This is a genomic window from Clostridium sp. C2-6-12 (assembly GCF_009928485.1).
GTDB lineage: Bacteria > Bacillota > Clostridia > Clostridiales > Clostridiaceae > Clostridium.
In genome coordinates this window covers 16,316-32,692 of record NZ_JAABNP010000015.1, presented here as the reverse complement: position 1 = coordinate 32,692, position 16,377 = coordinate 16,316, and the positions used below count along the sequence as shown (strand labels likewise).

The window sequence follows — 16,377 nt, the reverse complement described above, 5'->3', positions numbered from 1 at the left end:
TACAAGATGAAAATATAGGAGGAATTAGATATGGGAAGTTTTGCTGTAACAATAGATGTTAGAACATTAGAAAAAGGATATAAAAAAGATATAATTTTTAAAGCCTTTGAAGAATTATCAGTAGGTGAAACAATGGAACTAGTAAATGACCATGACCCTAAGCCATTATATCAACAATTTATGCTGAATTATCCAGAAAAGTTTATATGGGAATACCTTGAGCAAGGGCCTGAAATATGGAGAATTGCAATTAGTAAAAAATAAGTTTAAAGATTATTAATAAATATTTTTAGTTTTAAATTATTCTGAAAGAAATGAGGGATTTGTATGACATTGTTAAATGATGAATTGCAACAATTTAGTACTTATATTGAGCCAATTAATCTTACTTTCCATCAATATTTGCTGCTTGGTGATGAACCGTTATTAGTTCATACAGGCAATAGGATTCAAGCTGAAGCCTTGTTGCCACAGCTTAAAGACGTGCTTAAGGACAAAGAATTAAAATATATTTTTATATCTCATTTTGAAGCTGATGAGTGTGGGGGATTGGGAGTAATATTAGAACAATATCCAGAGGCTAAAACAATTTGCTCAGAAGTTACAGCACGCCAATTAAATGGTTTTGGGATTAAGACAGAAACTATTGTTAAAAAAGCTGGAGAGATTTTAAGTGCTGGCAGCTATGAATTGGAATTCATAAGTTATCCTTCAGAAATGCATCTTTGGGATGGATTATTAATTATGGAAAACAAACGTAAAATATTCTTTAGTAGTGATTTAATGTTGGCATTAGGAAAAGAAATAGGTACAGTAAAAGAATCAAATTGGAATATAGAAATAAATAATATTAGTTTAGAGCAAGTTCCTGACCCTAGAAGGCTAGAAGAGTTGAAACATAATTTGTTACAATTTAATCCTAGTTTTATAGCAACTGGTCATGGAGCATGTATTAATCTAAAATAGGTAAAAGGATGTCTTGAAATTTTAAGACATCCTTTTATTTATTTTATTAAAATAATACTTCGCATTATTTTCTTAATTAATTGCAAACTAAATAATGAAGAAAATTTTGAAATTTTGATTTAAATCACATTAATAGAAATGAAATTTGAATAAAATTAACATATAGAAATAATGAATGAGTTGATAATATATGGGAGGAATAAGAATGGATAATATAAAAATAAATAAATTAACTGAGGTTTTAGAAAAATTAAATAAGAATGGAGTCACAAAAGATTTAAGAAAAGAAGCTCTAGATATTGTATCCAATATAAATCCAGTGGAACTTTCAATAGCTGAACAAAACTTAATAGAAAAAGGAATGAACCCAGAGGATTTAAGACATCTATGTGATATTCATATGGAAGTTTTAAAAGGCGAATTGGACAAAATAAAAACCCAAATTGAACCAGGGCACGTTATTCATACACTTATCAGTGAACATGATAGAATACTTGGATTTTTAACAGAACTTGAAGAAATCAATTTCAAGATTCAAAGTTTAGAAAGTTATGATAGTAGTATAGAGGAATTTGAAAAGTTGGAAAAGGTTGTTGATAATATATTAGATGCAGAAAGTCATCATAAGAGAGAAGAAGATGTTTTATTTTCTGAAATGGAAGATAGAAAAATTACTGGGCCAACAAGAATTATGAGAATGGAGCACGATGATTTAAGAGCTAAGAAAAAGTTTTTGAAAGAAGCAGCTCAAGAAGTTTCTAAATCGGATTTTAAAGAATTTAAACAAAAAGTTGATGAAACTGCTAAATATATAATATTTAATTTAAGAGATCATATATTTAAAGAAAATTATATTTTATATCCAACAGCAATAGAATCAATAAAAGAAAAAGATATATGGAACGAAATGAAAAAAAGGTGCGATGAAATAGGTTATTGCAGCTTTACTCCTAAAGAATAATTTAGGATACATAATATTAATTTAAAACCTATTTACAATATTGAATCCTAGCTACATAATTTAATTAGCTAGGATTTATTTTGTGTGTGAGTGATTAAAATTAAATAAAGGAGCGTGATATATATGAATAAGCATTGTGGCAATTGTTGTAATAATTGCAGAGGTGAGCTTTGTGCAAGCAAGGTACCAATATTTGAAAATTTAAATAATGAGGAATTATTAGAAATAGTAAATACTATTAATCATAAAGAATATACAAAGGGAGATATTATTTTTACAGAGGGGAACGAAGCAAAAACACTTTATTTTATAAATGAAGGAAAAATTAAATTATATAAGTATACTAAAGATGGAAAAGAACAAATATTACATGTGCTTTCAGAAGGTGATTTCTTTGGAGAATTAGATTTAATAAAACCTTCCAAGTATGGATTTAATGCTAGTTCAATAGTAAATTCTAAGATATGCACTCTTTCTAAAGATGAAATGAGAAATATAATGATGAAGAATCCAGAGATTGGAATAAAAGTATTGGAGACAATAGGGGAAAGATTATCTAAGGTAGAAAATCTTGTTCAGAACCTTGCAACAAATGACGTTGATTCAAGAATGGCTTATTTATTAATAGATTTAATGGAGAAGTATGGGCAAGCTGAAGAAAAAAATATATCAATAAAGCTGCCTTTATCAAGAGAAGAAATGGCTAATTATATTGGAGTAACAAGAGAAACTATAAGTAGAAAGTTAAAGAAATTTGAAGATGAAAAATTAATTAAAATAATAGGTGTAAAGAATATTGTGATTTTAGATAAAGATGGATTGAAGGATTATATATAAATAAAAATTTATATGGGATATCAATGAACTGGATTAAAAGATAGTTGGTTGATATACCATTTTTATTTTAATAACATTTCATAACATACGTATTATTTTTGAAATATACATAATAATTAGAAGTATTCTTATACTGTAATACTAGGTCTATGGTATAATTTTCATATAATTATATAAAATAAATTAGAAGATATAATAAATATGATCTAAGAAGTGTTGTTTATCAAATTGGAATTATTAAATAAGTAAGAAGTAATAGTGAATATGAAAGAGAGCTAGGAATGAAATAATAGAGTTATTATTAAAAATATATAATTAAAAAAGTTGAAATATATGGAGTGGAATAAATGAAGAGTAATGCAGCGCAAAGAGAATTTAAAAAGTACAAAAGTCAAATAAATCAAATAGAAGAAATAGTAGAACATTCAAAACCTGGAGCTTTAATAGAACATGAAAGTTCAATAAGAAAGAAGCTCATAAAGCTTAATGAATTAGAGAATCAACAATTAAAGGATTTTAAACAAGTATGTGAAAGATATGAAGAATTATTAGAAAATGTTTCAATTAGACTTTTAGAAGCATACAATAAAAGGAACAATACAGATTTTGATTTTTATGAAGTAGTTCGTGGAAATTATAATAGCTTCTTAAATCAAGGTATAATGACTATTCTTACTAAAGAGCATATACCTAAATTAATTGCTAAAGAATTTGAAGAAAACTTTCCGGCTAATCCTAAGGATGAATATCCAAGGGCAAGACATATGAAAAGGAAATTTTATATACATTTAGGAGATACAAATACAGGAAAAACTTATAATGCGTTAGAACGTCTTAAAACTGCTAAAAAAGGAGTATATTTGTCTCCACTTAGAATATTGGCTTTAGAAAATTTTGAAAAGCTTAATAAAGAAGGAGTAATCTGTGATCTTTTAACAGGTGAAGAGGAAATAATAAATGTAGGCGCAACACATACTTCTTGCACAATAGAAAAAGTTAATTTAAAAGAGCAGTATGATATAGCTGTTATTGATGAAATTCAAATGATCAGTGATTCTTTTAGAGGAATGGCTTGGAGCAAATCAGTACTTGGGCTTCAATGTGATGAAATACATATATGCGGAGCAGCTAATGCTAGGTATATACTAGAAACAATTTTAAATGACTGCAAAGATGAATATGAAATAAAAGAATATAAAAGAAACATTCCACTAGAAATTGAGTATAAAAATTTCAGTTATAATGATGTTCAGGAAGGCGATGCTATAGTAGTATTTTCAAAAAAAAGAGTATTGGAAATAGCTCAGGAGTATTCTGGCAGAGGAATTAAAACAAGTATAATATATGGAGATCTACCTCCAGAAGTTAGAAAAATGCAATATGAACAATTTATAAATAAAGAAACAAAAGTATTAGTTACTACAGATGCCATAGGTATGGGGGTTAATTTACCTATTAGAAGAATTATTTTTGTAAGTGTAAAAAAATTTGATGGAGAAGAAGTTAGAGAATTAACTTCACAAGAGATTAAACAGGTTGGCGGAAGAGCAGGAAGAATTGGAATTTATGACGTTGGATATATTGCAAGTGTTGGCGGAAATGCTGAATTGATTAAATCTAAAATTGAAGAAGAGGATGAAGTTATCCGAGAAGCAGTTATTGGACCATCAGAAGCAATATTAAATATTAGAAGTCTACCTTTAAATGAAAAACTTGCTCTTTGGAGTACTCGCACAGAAAAGTTAGATTATTATAGAAAGATGGATGTTAGTGAATACATTTTAATTTTAGATAGGATAAAAAAGTATAAGTTAAATGAAGAAATACAGTGGGATTTACTAAAGGTTCCATTTGATGTTACAAGAGACGAATTAATGAATACATTCTTAGATTACGTGGATGAATTATTTATTAATAAGCAAAAGGAATTATTTATTCCTCAATGTTATAATGGCAATTTAGATGACTTGGAAATATACTATCAAAAGATAAATATGTATTACTCGTTTTCAAAAATATTCAATTTAAAAATGGACGTGAAATGGGTTTATGATGAAAGAATGAGAATAAGTGAAGAAATAAATGAAATTCTTCTTAAAATTTAATAAGAATTACAAAATTAATAATTTTGCAAGGCTATTAATTAGTTATGTTTATAAAAAGCAAATCAAAACAAAATAAGATTTGCTTTTGCAGTTGTTAAAAAAGTTTACATTGAATTGTTGTATGGAAGATGTTAGTATTAAAAGAAAAGGCTTATAAATTAACGACCTAAATATTGTTTCACAATTATTTCAAAATATTACCGAAATATGTTGCTCAGAAACTTTTTATATTGTACTTATTACTAAATATAAAATCAACTTTATATGAAAGAAGTAAGGAGGGAAGTTAATGGATAATAATATTATTAAAATGACCAATATTACTAAAAGCTTTTTTATAGGAAGACCAAATCAGTTAGATATCTTAAAGAACATAAATCTAACTGTTAAGAATGGTGAATTTGTAGCTATTATTGGTGCTTCGGGTTCAGGGAAAAGTACTTTAATGAATATTATAGGAGCTTTAGATAGACAGACTTCAGGAGAGTATTTTCTTGATGGAATTGATATTAGCAAGATTAATGATAATGATTTATCTGAAATTAGAAATAAAAAAATAGGTTTTGTTTTTCAAAGTTCAAATTTGATAGCAAGAACAAATTCATTGCAAAATGTTGAATTGCCAATGCTTTATTATGGAAAAGATAGAAAGACGAGAATAAGCAGGGCTAAAGAACTTTTAGAGCTTGTCGGTATGGAGGACAGAATGAATCATCTTCCTAATGAATTGTCAGGTGGACAAAAGCAAAGAGTTGCAATTGCTAGAGCACTTGCAAATGATCCAGATATTATACTGGCAGATGAACCTACAGGTGCACTGGATTCTGAAACTGGAAGATTGATTATGAATATATTTCATAAAATTCATGAAACCCAAGGAAGGACAATTGTATTAATAACTCATGAAATGAAGCTTGCAAGTGAAACTCAAAGAATAATAACATTGAAAGATGGAGAAATAATTGGAGATAAAAGTAATATCTCTAAGAATATAGGGACTCTAGTATAATAAGAGTTATTAATAAAGTATTATAAAAAAAGTAATATTAAAGTAGAACATAGTATGAATGAATAATTATAAAAATTCATTTATTGCGTTCTACTTTATTTTTTGTACAATTTTCACCACATGATTATTTATTTAATTTTTGGATATTAATATAATGGAAAGTAAATTAAGTATTTAGAATTACGAACAATAGATTTAAATTTATTATGTAAAATATGTCGAAATTAATGTTAATTTTATTTTAGAAGTGTAATATGTAAAGTTTTTGTGTAAACGAAACTCACTCTACAAGGGCTTTGAATAAATTGTAATTTAGAACAAAAATTATATATATGTATAAGAAGATTATTAAAATTTCTATAAATTTGCAAGAAAATATTTATAAATCACGAATTTTAATGTATAATCTAATTGTTTGAGTTTTTTTGAAACTTTTCAGTTGGAGTTTTATACTCTAGTTGAATTTAGTTTAACTTGTATCTCAAGGATTATAAAATACCTTCTAAGGTATCTTATCTAAAATCTATAGTTTTGACACTATTAACTAAAAAAACATGTTGGACTATAGATAATAGATTAAATAATTGTAAAAAGGGGAAAACAAATGAGTGAATTAAATCATGAACTAGGAATAATAGCATTAGAAAGTTGTGCTGAGTTAGGTAATGCTATTGACAAGTATATCCAAAACAACCGAAAATGCACAGAATCCTTCTTAATACCAACAGAGGAAATAAGATTTTCTAATGGTGAAGGAAAGGTGAAAATTTCTGAATCAGTTAGAGGAAGAGATATTTATATTTTATGTGATGTTGGTAATTATAGCTGTACTTACAAAATGTTTGGACTTGAAAATCACAAAGGACCTGATGAACATTTTCAAGATATAAAAAGAACTGTTGCAGCAATAAGAGGTAAGGCGGCAAGAATTACTGTAATTATGCCTCTTTTATATGAATCTAGACAACACAGACGTAAAGGAAGAGAATCCTTAGACTGTGCTTTAGCACTTCAAGAATTAGAAAGATTAGGTGTTGATGAAATTATCACATTTGATGTTCACGATCCTAATATTCAAAATGCTATTCCTTTATTATCGTTTGAAAATATTTATCCAACTTATGATATTGTAAAAGGTATTATTTCTAATGAAAAAACATTAGAATTAGATAAGGAAAAATTACTTGTAATAAGTCCTGATACGGGAGCAATGGATAGAGCAATTTATTATTCAAGTGTATTAGGCGTTGATGTTGGTTTATTCTATAAGAGAAGAGACCATTCAACAATAGTTAATGGTAAGAATCCAATTGTTCAACATGAATATGTTGGAAGAAACGTTTCAGGGAAAGATGTTTTAATTGTTGATGATATGATTGCATCCGGTGAGTCTGTTTTAGATATAGCTAAAGAATTAAAGAAGAGAGAAGCAAGAAATGTTTATGTTGCAGCTACTTTTGCATTCTTTACAGAAGGAACTGAAAAATTTGCAAAGGCTTATGAAGAAGGATTATTATCAAGAATATATTCAACTAATTTAACATATATTCCAGAACATCTTCAAAGTCATGAATGGTTTAAGGGAGTTGACTTGTCAGAACTTTTATCTAGAATTATAAACAGATTAAATCATGGCAGATCAATAGCTAAATATATGGATGCAACTAGAATAATTCAGAGTTTGTTAAATAAATAATATAAATTTTAAGCAGAAGTTATAGTGCAGTAACTTCTGCTTTATTCATTTTATTCCAAATTATAAGATACTTATAATTTGGAATAAACAAAAAAGTTATGAAGCGAATATTACTTCATAACCTTATATTAAGCTTAATAAAAAACTAGTGAAATGTGATATATTATAAAAAAGTTCTTTGAGAAGCTTTTAATCGTAAATCAGTAGCAGTTTCATGATAAAAATTTTGATTAGTATAATATTCATCATGTGCATAACTTGATGATGTAAACAAATAATTCACAAAAGATTTAACATCATTAATAATGTTTTTGAAAATTATTGAAGCTTTATTATGAGTAGTATTTTTATTGAATTGAAAATGAATTAAATTAGATTTGTGTGTTTTAACAGCTCTATAGTTCATAATAATCCCTCCAAATTATAAACGTATTTCATAAACGTTTATTTAATTAATTTCTATATTTATAATATAATACATTAGAAAAATTTTTTCATCTTACCAAATATTGAAGTTTGTTAAAAATATAGGGTGAAAATTGAATAAGTTGATTTTAAACCTTGAAGGATTAAATATATAGTAAGAAAGGAACGAGTAAATTGATAAAATGATAAAAAAATCATAAAAATAAATATTTTTATTGAGATATCAATAAAATGTAAACGATAAAATATAAAAATCATAAAACTGAAAAATAAGTTTAATATATCAGTAGCTGAAATAGATGAACAAGATATTCATAAGACTATAGTTATAGGAATTGCAGCAATATGTGGAAGTTCAGGGCAAGCAGATTCTACAATGGAACATATAATTTCTTTTGTAGAATCTAATACAGATGCTGAAATAATTAATATAAAAGTTATATAATTATGTAAAGAATAAAAGAAAATATTTCAAAACATCTATAAAAATTAGTATAAATTCAATAATTTGTTAGGTTTTCTGAAATATAAAAAGAGTATACAATTTCATATGTAAACGTATTAATAAGGGGGAGATTAAAAATTGTGTACTAGGAGAAAATTTTTTAAATTAATGGGTCTAGCAATTGTCTTTTTTATGTCTTCAGGAATTTATACAACTAGCCAATGCAAGGCTGTAGAAAATACTTCTGCAAGTGGAAAGGCTGCTAACGCACAAGTTAAGGATTATCAAAAGGATATTCCAAAGTTAAAAGATGTTTTTAAGGATTATTTCCCAATAGGAACTGAAGTTAATCCGGGGCAGCTTGATGCCAATGATGTACATTCAGGATTTTTTAAGTACCAATACAATGTATTAGTACCAGGAAATTTTTTGAAAATTGATGCAACTGAGCCAACAGAAAATAATTTTAAATTTGATGATGCAGATAAACTTATTGCATTTGCACAAGCAAATGATATGAAATTAAGAGGACATACTTTGGTATGGCATAGTCAAGTACCTGCTTGGTTTTTCCAAGATAAAAATGACAAAACTAAGCCAGCATCACGAGAATTATTACTAAGCAGAATGCAAAATCATATAAAAAATGTAGCGGGCAGATATGCAGGAAAAATAGATTCTTGGGATGTTGTAAACGAAGTTATTTCTGATAAAAGCGGACTTAGAGGAGATAGTGAAAAATCAAAGTGGAAATCTATAATAGGGGATGTAGATGGAGATGGCTTTGATAGCGATTACATTGAATTGGCTTTTAAATATGCAAAAGAGGCTGATCCAAATGCAAAATTAATAATAAATGATTATGGAATGGAAGGCAGCACAAGAAAAAGAGATGACATGTATGAATTGGTTAAGAGACTTCTTTTAAAAGGAGTTCCAATAGATGGTGTTGGTTTACAAATGCATAATTCTATGTATGGTCCATCAGCTAGTCAAATTAAAGAATGTATCGAAAAATTTGCAAGCTTAAAAAGTATTAAGCCAAGCTTTACTGTTCAAGTTACAGAAATGGATTTATCTATTTATAATAGCGATAGTGAACCTATGAAACAAGTAACTAACGATGTTTTAGTTCAACAAGCAAGTCAATATAAGAAAATTTTCGATGTTTTCAAAGAAGAAGCAGTTAAAAAGAATTTGAGCATGGTAATGTTATGGGGTGGAGCAGATGATGATACATGGTTAGATAATTTCCCAACAAAAGGAAGATTAAATGCTCCAATGCTTTTTGATAGAAATTTACAAGCTAAACCTGCATATTGGTCAATAGTAGATCCTTCAAAAGTTAGTGTGTTTAGACAAACAGTCAAAGCACCTAATTTAACACCAGTAATAGGAGAAAACCAAGATTCGCAATGGATGATGGTTAAACCTTTTGAGGCTAACACATTTGTAAAGGGTTCAAATGGAGCAACAGCTCAAGTAAAAACTTGCTGGGACAAGAATAATTTATATGTATTAGCTGATGTAAAGGATAGTACAGTTGGAAATAATGATAGTGTAGATATATTTATAAATAAAAATGGTAAATTAAAAGATATATATACAATAAAAAGAAATACTAATATAGATACAATTAAGGTAACAACTAAAGCTGATGGATATCAAATACAAGCTAAATTACCAATTGATGGAATTACTCCGGCAGAAGGAAATAAAATAGGCTTTGATGTTAAAGTTAATGATGATAACGGTAATGGAAGCATAAGTTCTTCTTCAGTTTGGAATGATTATAGCGACACTCAAGCTAAAGATGTATCAAATTATGGATATTTAGAATTTAGCAAAGCACCTAAAATTTCAGAGGCTAAATATGGAACTCCAAGCATTGATGGAAACATAGATGAGATTTGGAATAGTGCTAATGTTATAAATACAGATGTTGCAGTTCAAGGAACAAATGCAGCTAAAGCTAAAATAAGAACTTTATGGGATGAAAATTATCTTTATGCACTTTTTGAAGTTACAGATAGTAAATTAGATAAGACTAGCAAAGCTGCCCATGAACAAGATTCAATAGAAGCATTTATTGACGAGAATAATGGAAGAAGCGCAGCATATGATAGTGATGATGCTCAATATAGAGTGAATTATGTAAATGAGCAAAGCGGTGGAGGTAACATAGACCTTAAAAAGTTTAAATCATTTGCTAAAACTACTGAAAATGGATACTTAATTGAAGTAGCTATTCCATTAAAGAATAGTGCTCAAGCTAATAAGATTATAGGATTTGATGCACAAGTAAATGATGCTACTGATGGAAAGAGAACAGGTGTAAACAGTTGGTGCGATCCAACAGGACAAACTTGGTCAAGTACAGCTAATATTGGAAATTTAAAACTTGTTAATAAGTAAACGATACTCATAATAATAGATATGAAGAATACCTCTCATAATATTTTTCATATTGATTTAAAACCATAATTGAATGTAAGGTATAAATATAATTAATAAATAAACCCACCAGTTTTCCTCGAAACTGGTGGGTTTATTTGTATTCCTACAATTCTAGCTTTCTTCTATTACAATGTTATTGCATTAATTTCTCTACTATTATATGTTGATACATATTTAAATCCTATATGCTTTAATAAATCATAAACTAAACTTATGTTTTCACCAACTCTATTGCGACTGTGGGCATCAGAACCTACGGTTATTATTTCACCTTTCAAATCCTTATACATCTGTAAAATTTCCCTTTTGGGAAAAAGTAAATTATTTGATAAACCTGAGGTATTTACTTCGATACCTTTTCCGCGAGAAATTATTGTTTTTAATATATTATAAATGTAATCTTTATAATCTTCCAAGTTATATACTTTACCAGTCTCATAAGCATATCTTTGAACAATATCAAGATGACCAAGTACATCAAAATCTCCAATTTGTACAAAGCTTAAGACTTCTTTAAAATAGGTTTCATAAGTATATTTTACTCCATTTTCCAAAATATTGGTTCTAAGACCAAGTCCATTAAGATTATGTATTGAACCTATTATAAAGTCTAAATTATGTTCTTTAAAATACTTATCAAATTCTTCTTTATAAAGAGGATATTCTCCAATTTCTAAACCAGTTTTTATATTTATTTTCCCAGTATATTTTTTTGAAAGTTTTTTTATTTCATTTTTATAATCTTTAAAATCAAAGAAATTATAACTTTTGTCCTTAGGGTCAAAGCTAATATGTTCAGTTAAACATATTTCACTTATTTCCAGGGAAATAGCTTTAAGTATAATTTGTTCAATAGTTTGATTTCCATCAAAAGAATATTTAGAATGTAGGTGGTAATCACTTAAATATCTCATTATTATTTATCATCTCCAGTATTTTATTCGATTTTATACATAAATGTTAAAATTAAATTGACTACATAACTATATAGTTCTTATTAAATCTAGTCAAGTTAGAAAAAATTATGGAAAAGATTATAATTTTTGATAGATATACAAATTTACAAACGAAATGATAAGTATAGTAACAAAGTAGATGGTTTAAGCTTACTTTAGGGAGAAGGATAGAAATGAAAATAAATGAAGAAAATTTTATTCAGCAATTAAGAAAAAAGAACGAAAAAGCTTTAGATTATGTTATAGATAATTACGAATGGATTATTAAATATATTGTGAGAAAACATCTATATAAGATAATGGTGAATATAAAATAATAGGAGATCCATTTACTATGGATTTAACTTAGTTATAATAATTTAAAAATCGAATAAAATATTTTTTAGTTTATTTTTGTATAAAAGAAATCAGAGTCTGAAAATCATTATGATAAATTTAAGGGGCGATATATAATATCGCCCCTTTTAAAAGTAAAAACATCATCTATAACTATAAATTGTTAACTGATAGATGTTAACAGCCTTAAGCTTGATCTGCGATATAATACAGTAATTTTTCAGTAGCTTCCCAGCCAAGGCATGGGTCAGTGATTGATTTACCATAAACATTATCTCCAACTTTTTGGCAGCCTTCGTCTATATAGCTTTCTATCATAACACCTTTTACTAATTTCTTAATATCGTTATTATAAGCTCTACTGTGTAAAATTTCTCTTACTATACGAGGTTGCTCTGCAAACTTCTTCATTGAATTAGCATGATTTGTATCAACAATTACTGCTGGATATGGGAAGTTATACTCACCATATGTTTCAGCAACCTTCATTAAATCTTCATAATGATAATTTGGAATGTTATTTCCAAATTGATCTACAGCACCACGCATAATTGCATGAGCATATGGATTACCAGTTGTATTTACTTCATTATGTCTATATAAGAAGTTATGTTTTGCATGCGCTGCTTGAATAGAATTAAACATGACAGATATATCTCCACTTGTTGGATTTTTCATACCCACAGGAACATCAATTCCACTAGCAGTAAGTCTATGTTGTTGATTTTCAACACTTCTAGCCCCAACAGCTACGTAACTTAATAAGTCATCACAATACATATAATTTGAAGGATAAAGCATTTCGTCAGCAGGTGTAAGTCCTGATTCTTCTATTGCACGAATGAACATTTTTCTAATTGAAATTAAGCCTTCATGGATATTAGGAGATTTTTCAGGATCTGGCTGATGGAACATTCCTTTATAACCCTCACCTGTAGTTCTAGGTTTATTTGTATAGATTCTAGGAACAATAAATAACTTATCTTTAACTTTTTCATTTACTTTTGCAAGTCTGCTTATATAGTCACAAACTGAAGTCTCATCATCAGCTGAGCAAGGTCCTATAATAACCACAAACTTATCCTTATTGCCTGCAAAGATTTCTTTGATTTCTTCATCTCTTTCAGCTTTAATCTTTTTTAGATTATCTGATAGAGGAGTAATAGCTTTAATTTCCTCTGGAGATGGAATTTTTCTAACGTTTAAAAAACTCATTTATAAAGCCCCCTTAAATATGTTTTATAATACTTATACGTGAAAATTTTAAAACAGTATATACTATTCTTCAAATGATATAGCGAAATGCTATGATTAAAATTTAAATTGTGTATTCAATTTAATGATAAGTGTAATCAAATCTTCAGCATATATATAAATATATAATTATTGAAAATTTTAGTCAAGTTTTAATAAACTTAGTAAGTTATATATTTGCTATATTTTATGTAATAAAAAGAAATTAAACTAGTATCAAAGAATTTTTAGTGAAATTTCAAAATATTGATAGATATGATAAGTTATTAATCGAAGTATTAAATGTAGGAGATAAATAATTATATGCAAGCTTGTTTTAGGAAGAAGGTTAATAATGAAAATAAAAGAAGAAAATTTTATTACTCAATTGAGTAAAAGGAATGAAAAGGCTTTAGAATATCTTATAGATAATTATGGATGGGTAGTAAAATCAATTGTACACAAACATCTCTATAATTTGAAAAATGTTCAAGATGAATGTATTAATGATATATTTCTTGGAATTTGGAATAACATTGATAGCTATGATGAAAATAAAAGTGAATTCAAAAACTGGTTAGCAGGAATAGCTAAATTTAAGTGTATAGATTATAAAAGAAAATACCTAAAAGGTATAGAATATGAAAACATAGAGAATTTAGAAATAAGTGTTAAAGATACAACTGATGAAGTTCTTATTAAAAACGAATTGAATGATGAGATAAATGAAATATTGAATTGTTTAAATGAAAAGGATAGAGCTTTATTTTATAAGTTATATGTGGAGGAAAAGGAAATTAATGATGTAAGCGAAGAAATTGGACTTAAAAGAGATGTTATATACAATAGATTATCTAGAGGAAAGAAGAAAATACAAAAATTATTTAACTTAGCAGAAAGCAGAGGTTTATAATATGAACAATAATATATATAGCATGTTAAATGAAGGAAATATAAATTTAGAAGAATATGAAAGAAAAGATTTTAATGATATTGAAAAGAAAAATATTATGAATAATTTTAGAAAATCAATTTCAAAAAAGAAATCTTGTAAAAGAAATATTGTAGCAGCAGGCCTAGCTGTAGCATTAATGGTAACATTATTTGGGACAAATGTTGGAGTACAAGCATTAACAAAAACATTGCAAATAGCAGGCGTAGAGGACATTGGTAGATTTTTAGGTATACAAAAGAATTTAGATGATTATAAGACTGTAATAAATAAAGTTATAAGTAATAATGGAGTAACAGTTCAATTGAATGAGGTTATATTAGATGGAGATGAATTAACTGTCTCATATAATGTAATTTATGATAAGAAATTAAGCGAAATTTATGGAGAAAACCAAAGTGAAGATAATCAGGCGTGGCATGGATTTAATGGCATTTCCATAAATGGTAAAGAACTAAACACTGGAGGCGGTGGAGGTTCTAGGAGTATTGATGAATATACAATTCAATCCGTATTAACTTATGATATAGGAGAGTTAGACTTAAGTGGAGATTTAGATATAAAACTTTCATGTTCGCCAGTGGAAGTGAATAGAGACATTAATAATAAGAGTAATAAATGGGGATTTGAATTTAGGACAAATGGAGACTTGTTAAAAATAGATACCAAGGAATTATCTCTTAACAACAAATTCATAATGGAGAATGGTACAGAATATACGCTTCAAAAATATACAAGTAACGCTGTAGGGCAAAAAATTTATGCATCAGTATCTAATTTTAAAATGAAACCAACATATGATATTAGTTTAAAGGGAACAGATAATTTAGGGAATAAAGTTGAATTTTATGCTTCTCATAGTAGCAAAGACAATGCATTATTTAAGATAGAAAATATTTACGGGAATTTAAATGAAAATGCTAAGATATTAACATTAACACCTTATGCAGCAAAGTATCCAGAGGAAAGTGGTAAAATGGATGAAGAGTATAAACAAGTCGGAGAACCATTTATTATAGATCTTGCACAATTAAAATAATCAAATTTTAAAGCTTACTTCAGGAAATGTTTAGAATAATTCTAATAATTGTTATAGGCATTTTTGTCGTAGGTATAATTTATATTGATGCATTTTTAAATCTCTATAGGCATAAACTTTATAGATAAAAATGTTTAAGAGGAATTTATGGGAATTTATTTTGATTTTAAGACTATCAATGAACTAACAAATAGTAATTACAGTTACGATAGGGTAGAAAATGAATTTACTATAGAAGAATTAGAAAAATACAATGGAGAGAATGGAAATCCAGCATATGTAGCTATTGAAGGAGTAGTTTATGATGTAAGTAAAATACCTGCATGGGAAAAAGGAAAGCATTTTGGACTTACTGCAGGTCAGGATCTATCTGAGCAGTTTGAAAGCTGTCATGGTGCTATTGATGTTCTTACTAATGCACCTAAAGTTGGAGTTCTTATGGATAATGATTATATGAATTATACTAATAATATGAATAATAATTCAAATTCTGGAATGATGAACAGAATCAAAAGGCAACAGGATACTTCTAAATTTACCCCTGATGACTGGATTAGGTATACAGTACCCTTAGTAGTATATGCACTAAGAGAACCTAATGAGGGGATGAACATACAAAGAACTTATCAAAAAGTTATTTTAATGGGAGTTTTGGTTGGTTTAGGAAGGACTCCTCAGCAGGCTATTAATCAAGTTCAAGAGTGGCAAAACACCGGAACAGCTAAGTTACTGCAAGGCGGCGGAATTACTACCCCAGCTGGAGGTACAACTACAGGAACAACATCAGGAGGAACAGGTACAACTGCGGGAGGAACCGGAGGAACAAGCGGAGGTTTTGGAACAGGAACAACTGGAGGAGGAACCGGAGGAACAAGTGGAGGTTTTGGAACAGGAACAACTGGAGGAGGAACCGGAGGAACAAGCGGAGGTTTTGGAACAGGAACAACTGGAGGAGGAAC

Annotated in this window: 15 protein-coding genes and 1 pseudogene; 13 read left to right on the top strand and 3 right to left on the bottom strand. The window is 28.0% G+C overall.

Annotated features, from left to right (window positions below; genetic code table 11):
• Positions 1-30: 30 nt before the first annotated feature.
• The 7 genes from GXK56_RS13745 to GXK56_RS13715 all read left to right on the top strand — a co-directional run bounded on the left by GXK56_RS13745 (position 31) and on the right by GXK56_RS13715 (position 7,574).
• On the top strand, positions 31-264 hold the full coding sequence (locus GXK56_RS13745) for a DUF2249 domain-containing protein (RefSeq protein ID WP_160688270.1): 234 nt from the start codon (positions 31-33) through the stop codon (positions 262-264).
• 63 nt (positions 265-327) lie between these two features.
• Positions 328-966: an MBL fold metallo-hydrolase gene (locus GXK56_RS13740; RefSeq protein ID WP_160688268.1), complete on the top strand. Its 639-nt coding sequence runs from the start codon at positions 328-330 to the stop codon at positions 964-966.
• Positions 967-1,171: 205 nt separating this feature from the next.
• Positions 1,172-1,927: a DUF438 domain-containing protein gene (locus tag GXK56_RS13735; RefSeq protein ID WP_160688266.1), complete on the top strand. Its 756-nt coding sequence runs from the start codon at positions 1,172-1,174 to the stop codon at positions 1,925-1,927.
• A gap of 123 nt (positions 1,928-2,050) precedes the next feature.
• Positions 2,051-2,764 (top strand): Crp/Fnr family transcriptional regulator, encoded by a 714-nt coding sequence (locus GXK56_RS13730; RefSeq protein ID WP_160688264.1) that lies wholly within the window; start codon positions 2,051-2,053, stop codon positions 2,762-2,764.
• A 347-nt stretch (positions 2,765-3,111) separates the two neighbouring features.
• Complete coding sequence (locus tag GXK56_RS13725) at positions 3,112-4,869, top strand: helicase-related protein (RefSeq protein WP_160688262.1); 1,758 nt, start codon at positions 3,112-3,114, stop codon at positions 4,867-4,869.
• A 289-nt stretch (positions 4,870-5,158) separates the two neighbouring features.
• On the top strand, positions 5,159-5,878 hold the full coding sequence (locus GXK56_RS13720; protein WP_160688260.1) for an ABC transporter ATP-binding protein: 720 nt from the start codon (positions 5,159-5,161) through the stop codon (positions 5,876-5,878).
• 604 nt (positions 5,879-6,482) lie between these two features.
• The gene (locus tag GXK56_RS13715) at positions 6,483-7,574 is read left to right on the top strand and encodes a ribose-phosphate pyrophosphokinase (RefSeq protein ID WP_160688258.1); all 1,092 of its coding nucleotides are present in this window, start codon (positions 6,483-6,485) and stop codon (positions 7,572-7,574) included.
• A 163-nt stretch (positions 7,575-7,737) separates the two neighbouring features.
• Here GXK56_RS13715 and GXK56_RS13710 read toward each other — a convergent pair whose 3' ends face one another.
• The gene (locus tag GXK56_RS13710; RefSeq protein WP_160688256.1) at positions 7,738-7,980 is read right to left on the bottom strand and encodes a hypothetical protein; all 243 of its coding nucleotides are present in this window, start codon (positions 7,978-7,980) and stop codon (positions 7,738-7,740) included.
• A 267-nt stretch (positions 7,981-8,247) separates the two neighbouring features.
• On the opposite strand from GXK56_RS13710, the gene GXK56_RS13705 reads away from it, so the two are divergent.
• Together GXK56_RS13705 and GXK56_RS13700 are read left to right on the top strand one after the other, a co-directional pair.
• A complete protein-coding gene (locus GXK56_RS13705; protein WP_243156131.1) occupies positions 8,248-8,445 on the top strand; it encodes a DUF503 domain-containing protein in 198 nt (65 codons plus the stop codon).
• Positions 8,446-8,637: 192 nt separating this feature from the next.
• Entirely contained in the window at positions 8,638-10,860 is a 2,223-nt protein-coding gene (locus tag GXK56_RS13700) for an endo-1,4-beta-xylanase (protein ID WP_207710269.1), read from the top strand.
• 167 nt (positions 10,861-11,027) lie between these two features.
• On the opposite strand, the gene GXK56_RS13695 is transcribed toward GXK56_RS13700, so the two are convergent.
• The gene (locus tag GXK56_RS13695; RefSeq protein WP_160688252.1) at positions 11,028-11,816 is read right to left on the bottom strand and encodes a histidinol-phosphatase HisJ family protein; all 789 of its coding nucleotides are present in this window, start codon (positions 11,814-11,816) and stop codon (positions 11,028-11,030) included.
• Positions 11,817-12,031: 215 nt separating this feature from the next.
• On the opposite strand from GXK56_RS13695, the pseudogene GXK56_RS13690 reads away from it, so the two are divergent.
• Positions 12,032-12,157 (top strand): annotated as a pseudogene (locus GXK56_RS13690) (RNA polymerase subunit sigma-70); the annotation flags it as partial.
• Positions 12,158-12,380: 223 nt separating this feature from the next.
• Here the strand turns inward: GXK56_RS13690 and GXK56_RS13685 are convergent.
• Complete coding sequence (locus GXK56_RS13685; RefSeq protein WP_160688248.1) at positions 12,381-13,409, bottom strand: 3-deoxy-7-phosphoheptulonate synthase; 1,029 nt, start codon at positions 13,407-13,409, stop codon at positions 12,381-12,383.
• Between the two features lie 373 nt (positions 13,410-13,782).
• Here GXK56_RS13685 and GXK56_RS13680 point away from each other — a divergent pair, with 373 nt between their 5' ends.
• From GXK56_RS13680 to GXK56_RS13670, 3 genes are all read left to right on the top strand, one after another.
• A complete protein-coding gene (locus GXK56_RS13680) occupies positions 13,783-14,340 on the top strand; it encodes a sigma-70 family RNA polymerase sigma factor (protein ID WP_160688246.1) in 558 nt (185 codons plus the stop codon).
• A gap of 1 nt (position 14,341) precedes the next feature.
• A complete protein-coding gene (locus GXK56_RS13675) occupies positions 14,342-15,418 on the top strand; it encodes a DUF4179 domain-containing protein (protein WP_160688244.1) in 1,077 nt (358 codons plus the stop codon).
• Between the two features lie 147 nt (positions 15,419-15,565).
• On the top strand, positions 15,566-16,377 hold an 812-nt coding region (locus GXK56_RS13670), incomplete at its 3' end, for a cytochrome b5 domain-containing protein (RefSeq protein ID WP_160688487.1).

Coding starts and splice junctions, on each gene's coding strand:
- GXK56_RS13745 (WP_160688270.1), top strand. CDS start 31: ATGGGAAGTTTTGCTGTAACAATAGATGTTAGAACATTAGAAAAAGGA.
- GXK56_RS13740 (WP_160688268.1), top strand. CDS start 328: ATGACATTGTTAAATGATGAATTGCAACAATTTAGTACTTATATTGAG.
- GXK56_RS13735 (WP_160688266.1), top strand. CDS start 1,172: ATGGATAATATAAAAATAAATAAATTAACTGAGGTTTTAGAAAAATTA.
- GXK56_RS13730 (WP_160688264.1), top strand. CDS start 2,051: ATGAATAAGCATTGTGGCAATTGTTGTAATAATTGCAGAGGTGAGCTT.
- GXK56_RS13725 (WP_160688262.1), top strand. CDS start 3,112: ATGAAGAGTAATGCAGCGCAAAGAGAATTTAAAAAGTACAAAAGTCAA.
- GXK56_RS13720 (WP_160688260.1), top strand. CDS start 5,159: ATGGATAATAATATTATTAAAATGACCAATATTACTAAAAGCTTTTTT.
- GXK56_RS13715 (WP_160688258.1), top strand. CDS start 6,483: ATGAGTGAATTAAATCATGAACTAGGAATAATAGCATTAGAAAGTTGT.
- GXK56_RS13710 (WP_160688256.1), bottom strand. CDS start 7,980: ATGAACTATAGAGCTGTTAAAACACACAAATCTAATTTAATTCATTTT.
- GXK56_RS13700 (WP_207710269.1), top strand. CDS start 8,638: ATGTCTTCAGGAATTTATACAACTAGCCAATGCAAGGCTGTAGAAAAT.
- GXK56_RS13695 (WP_160688252.1), bottom strand. CDS start 11,816: ATGAGATATTTAAGTGATTACCACCTACATTCTAAATATTCTTTTGAT.
- GXK56_RS13685 (WP_160688248.1), bottom strand. CDS start 13,409: ATGAGTTTTTTAAACGTTAGAAAAATTCCATCTCCAGAGGAAATTAAA.
- GXK56_RS13680 (WP_160688246.1), top strand. CDS start 13,783: ATGAAAATAAAAGAAGAAAATTTTATTACTCAATTGAGTAAAAGGAAT.
- GXK56_RS13675 (WP_160688244.1), top strand. CDS start 14,342: ATGAACAATAATATATATAGCATGTTAAATGAAGGAAATATAAATTTA.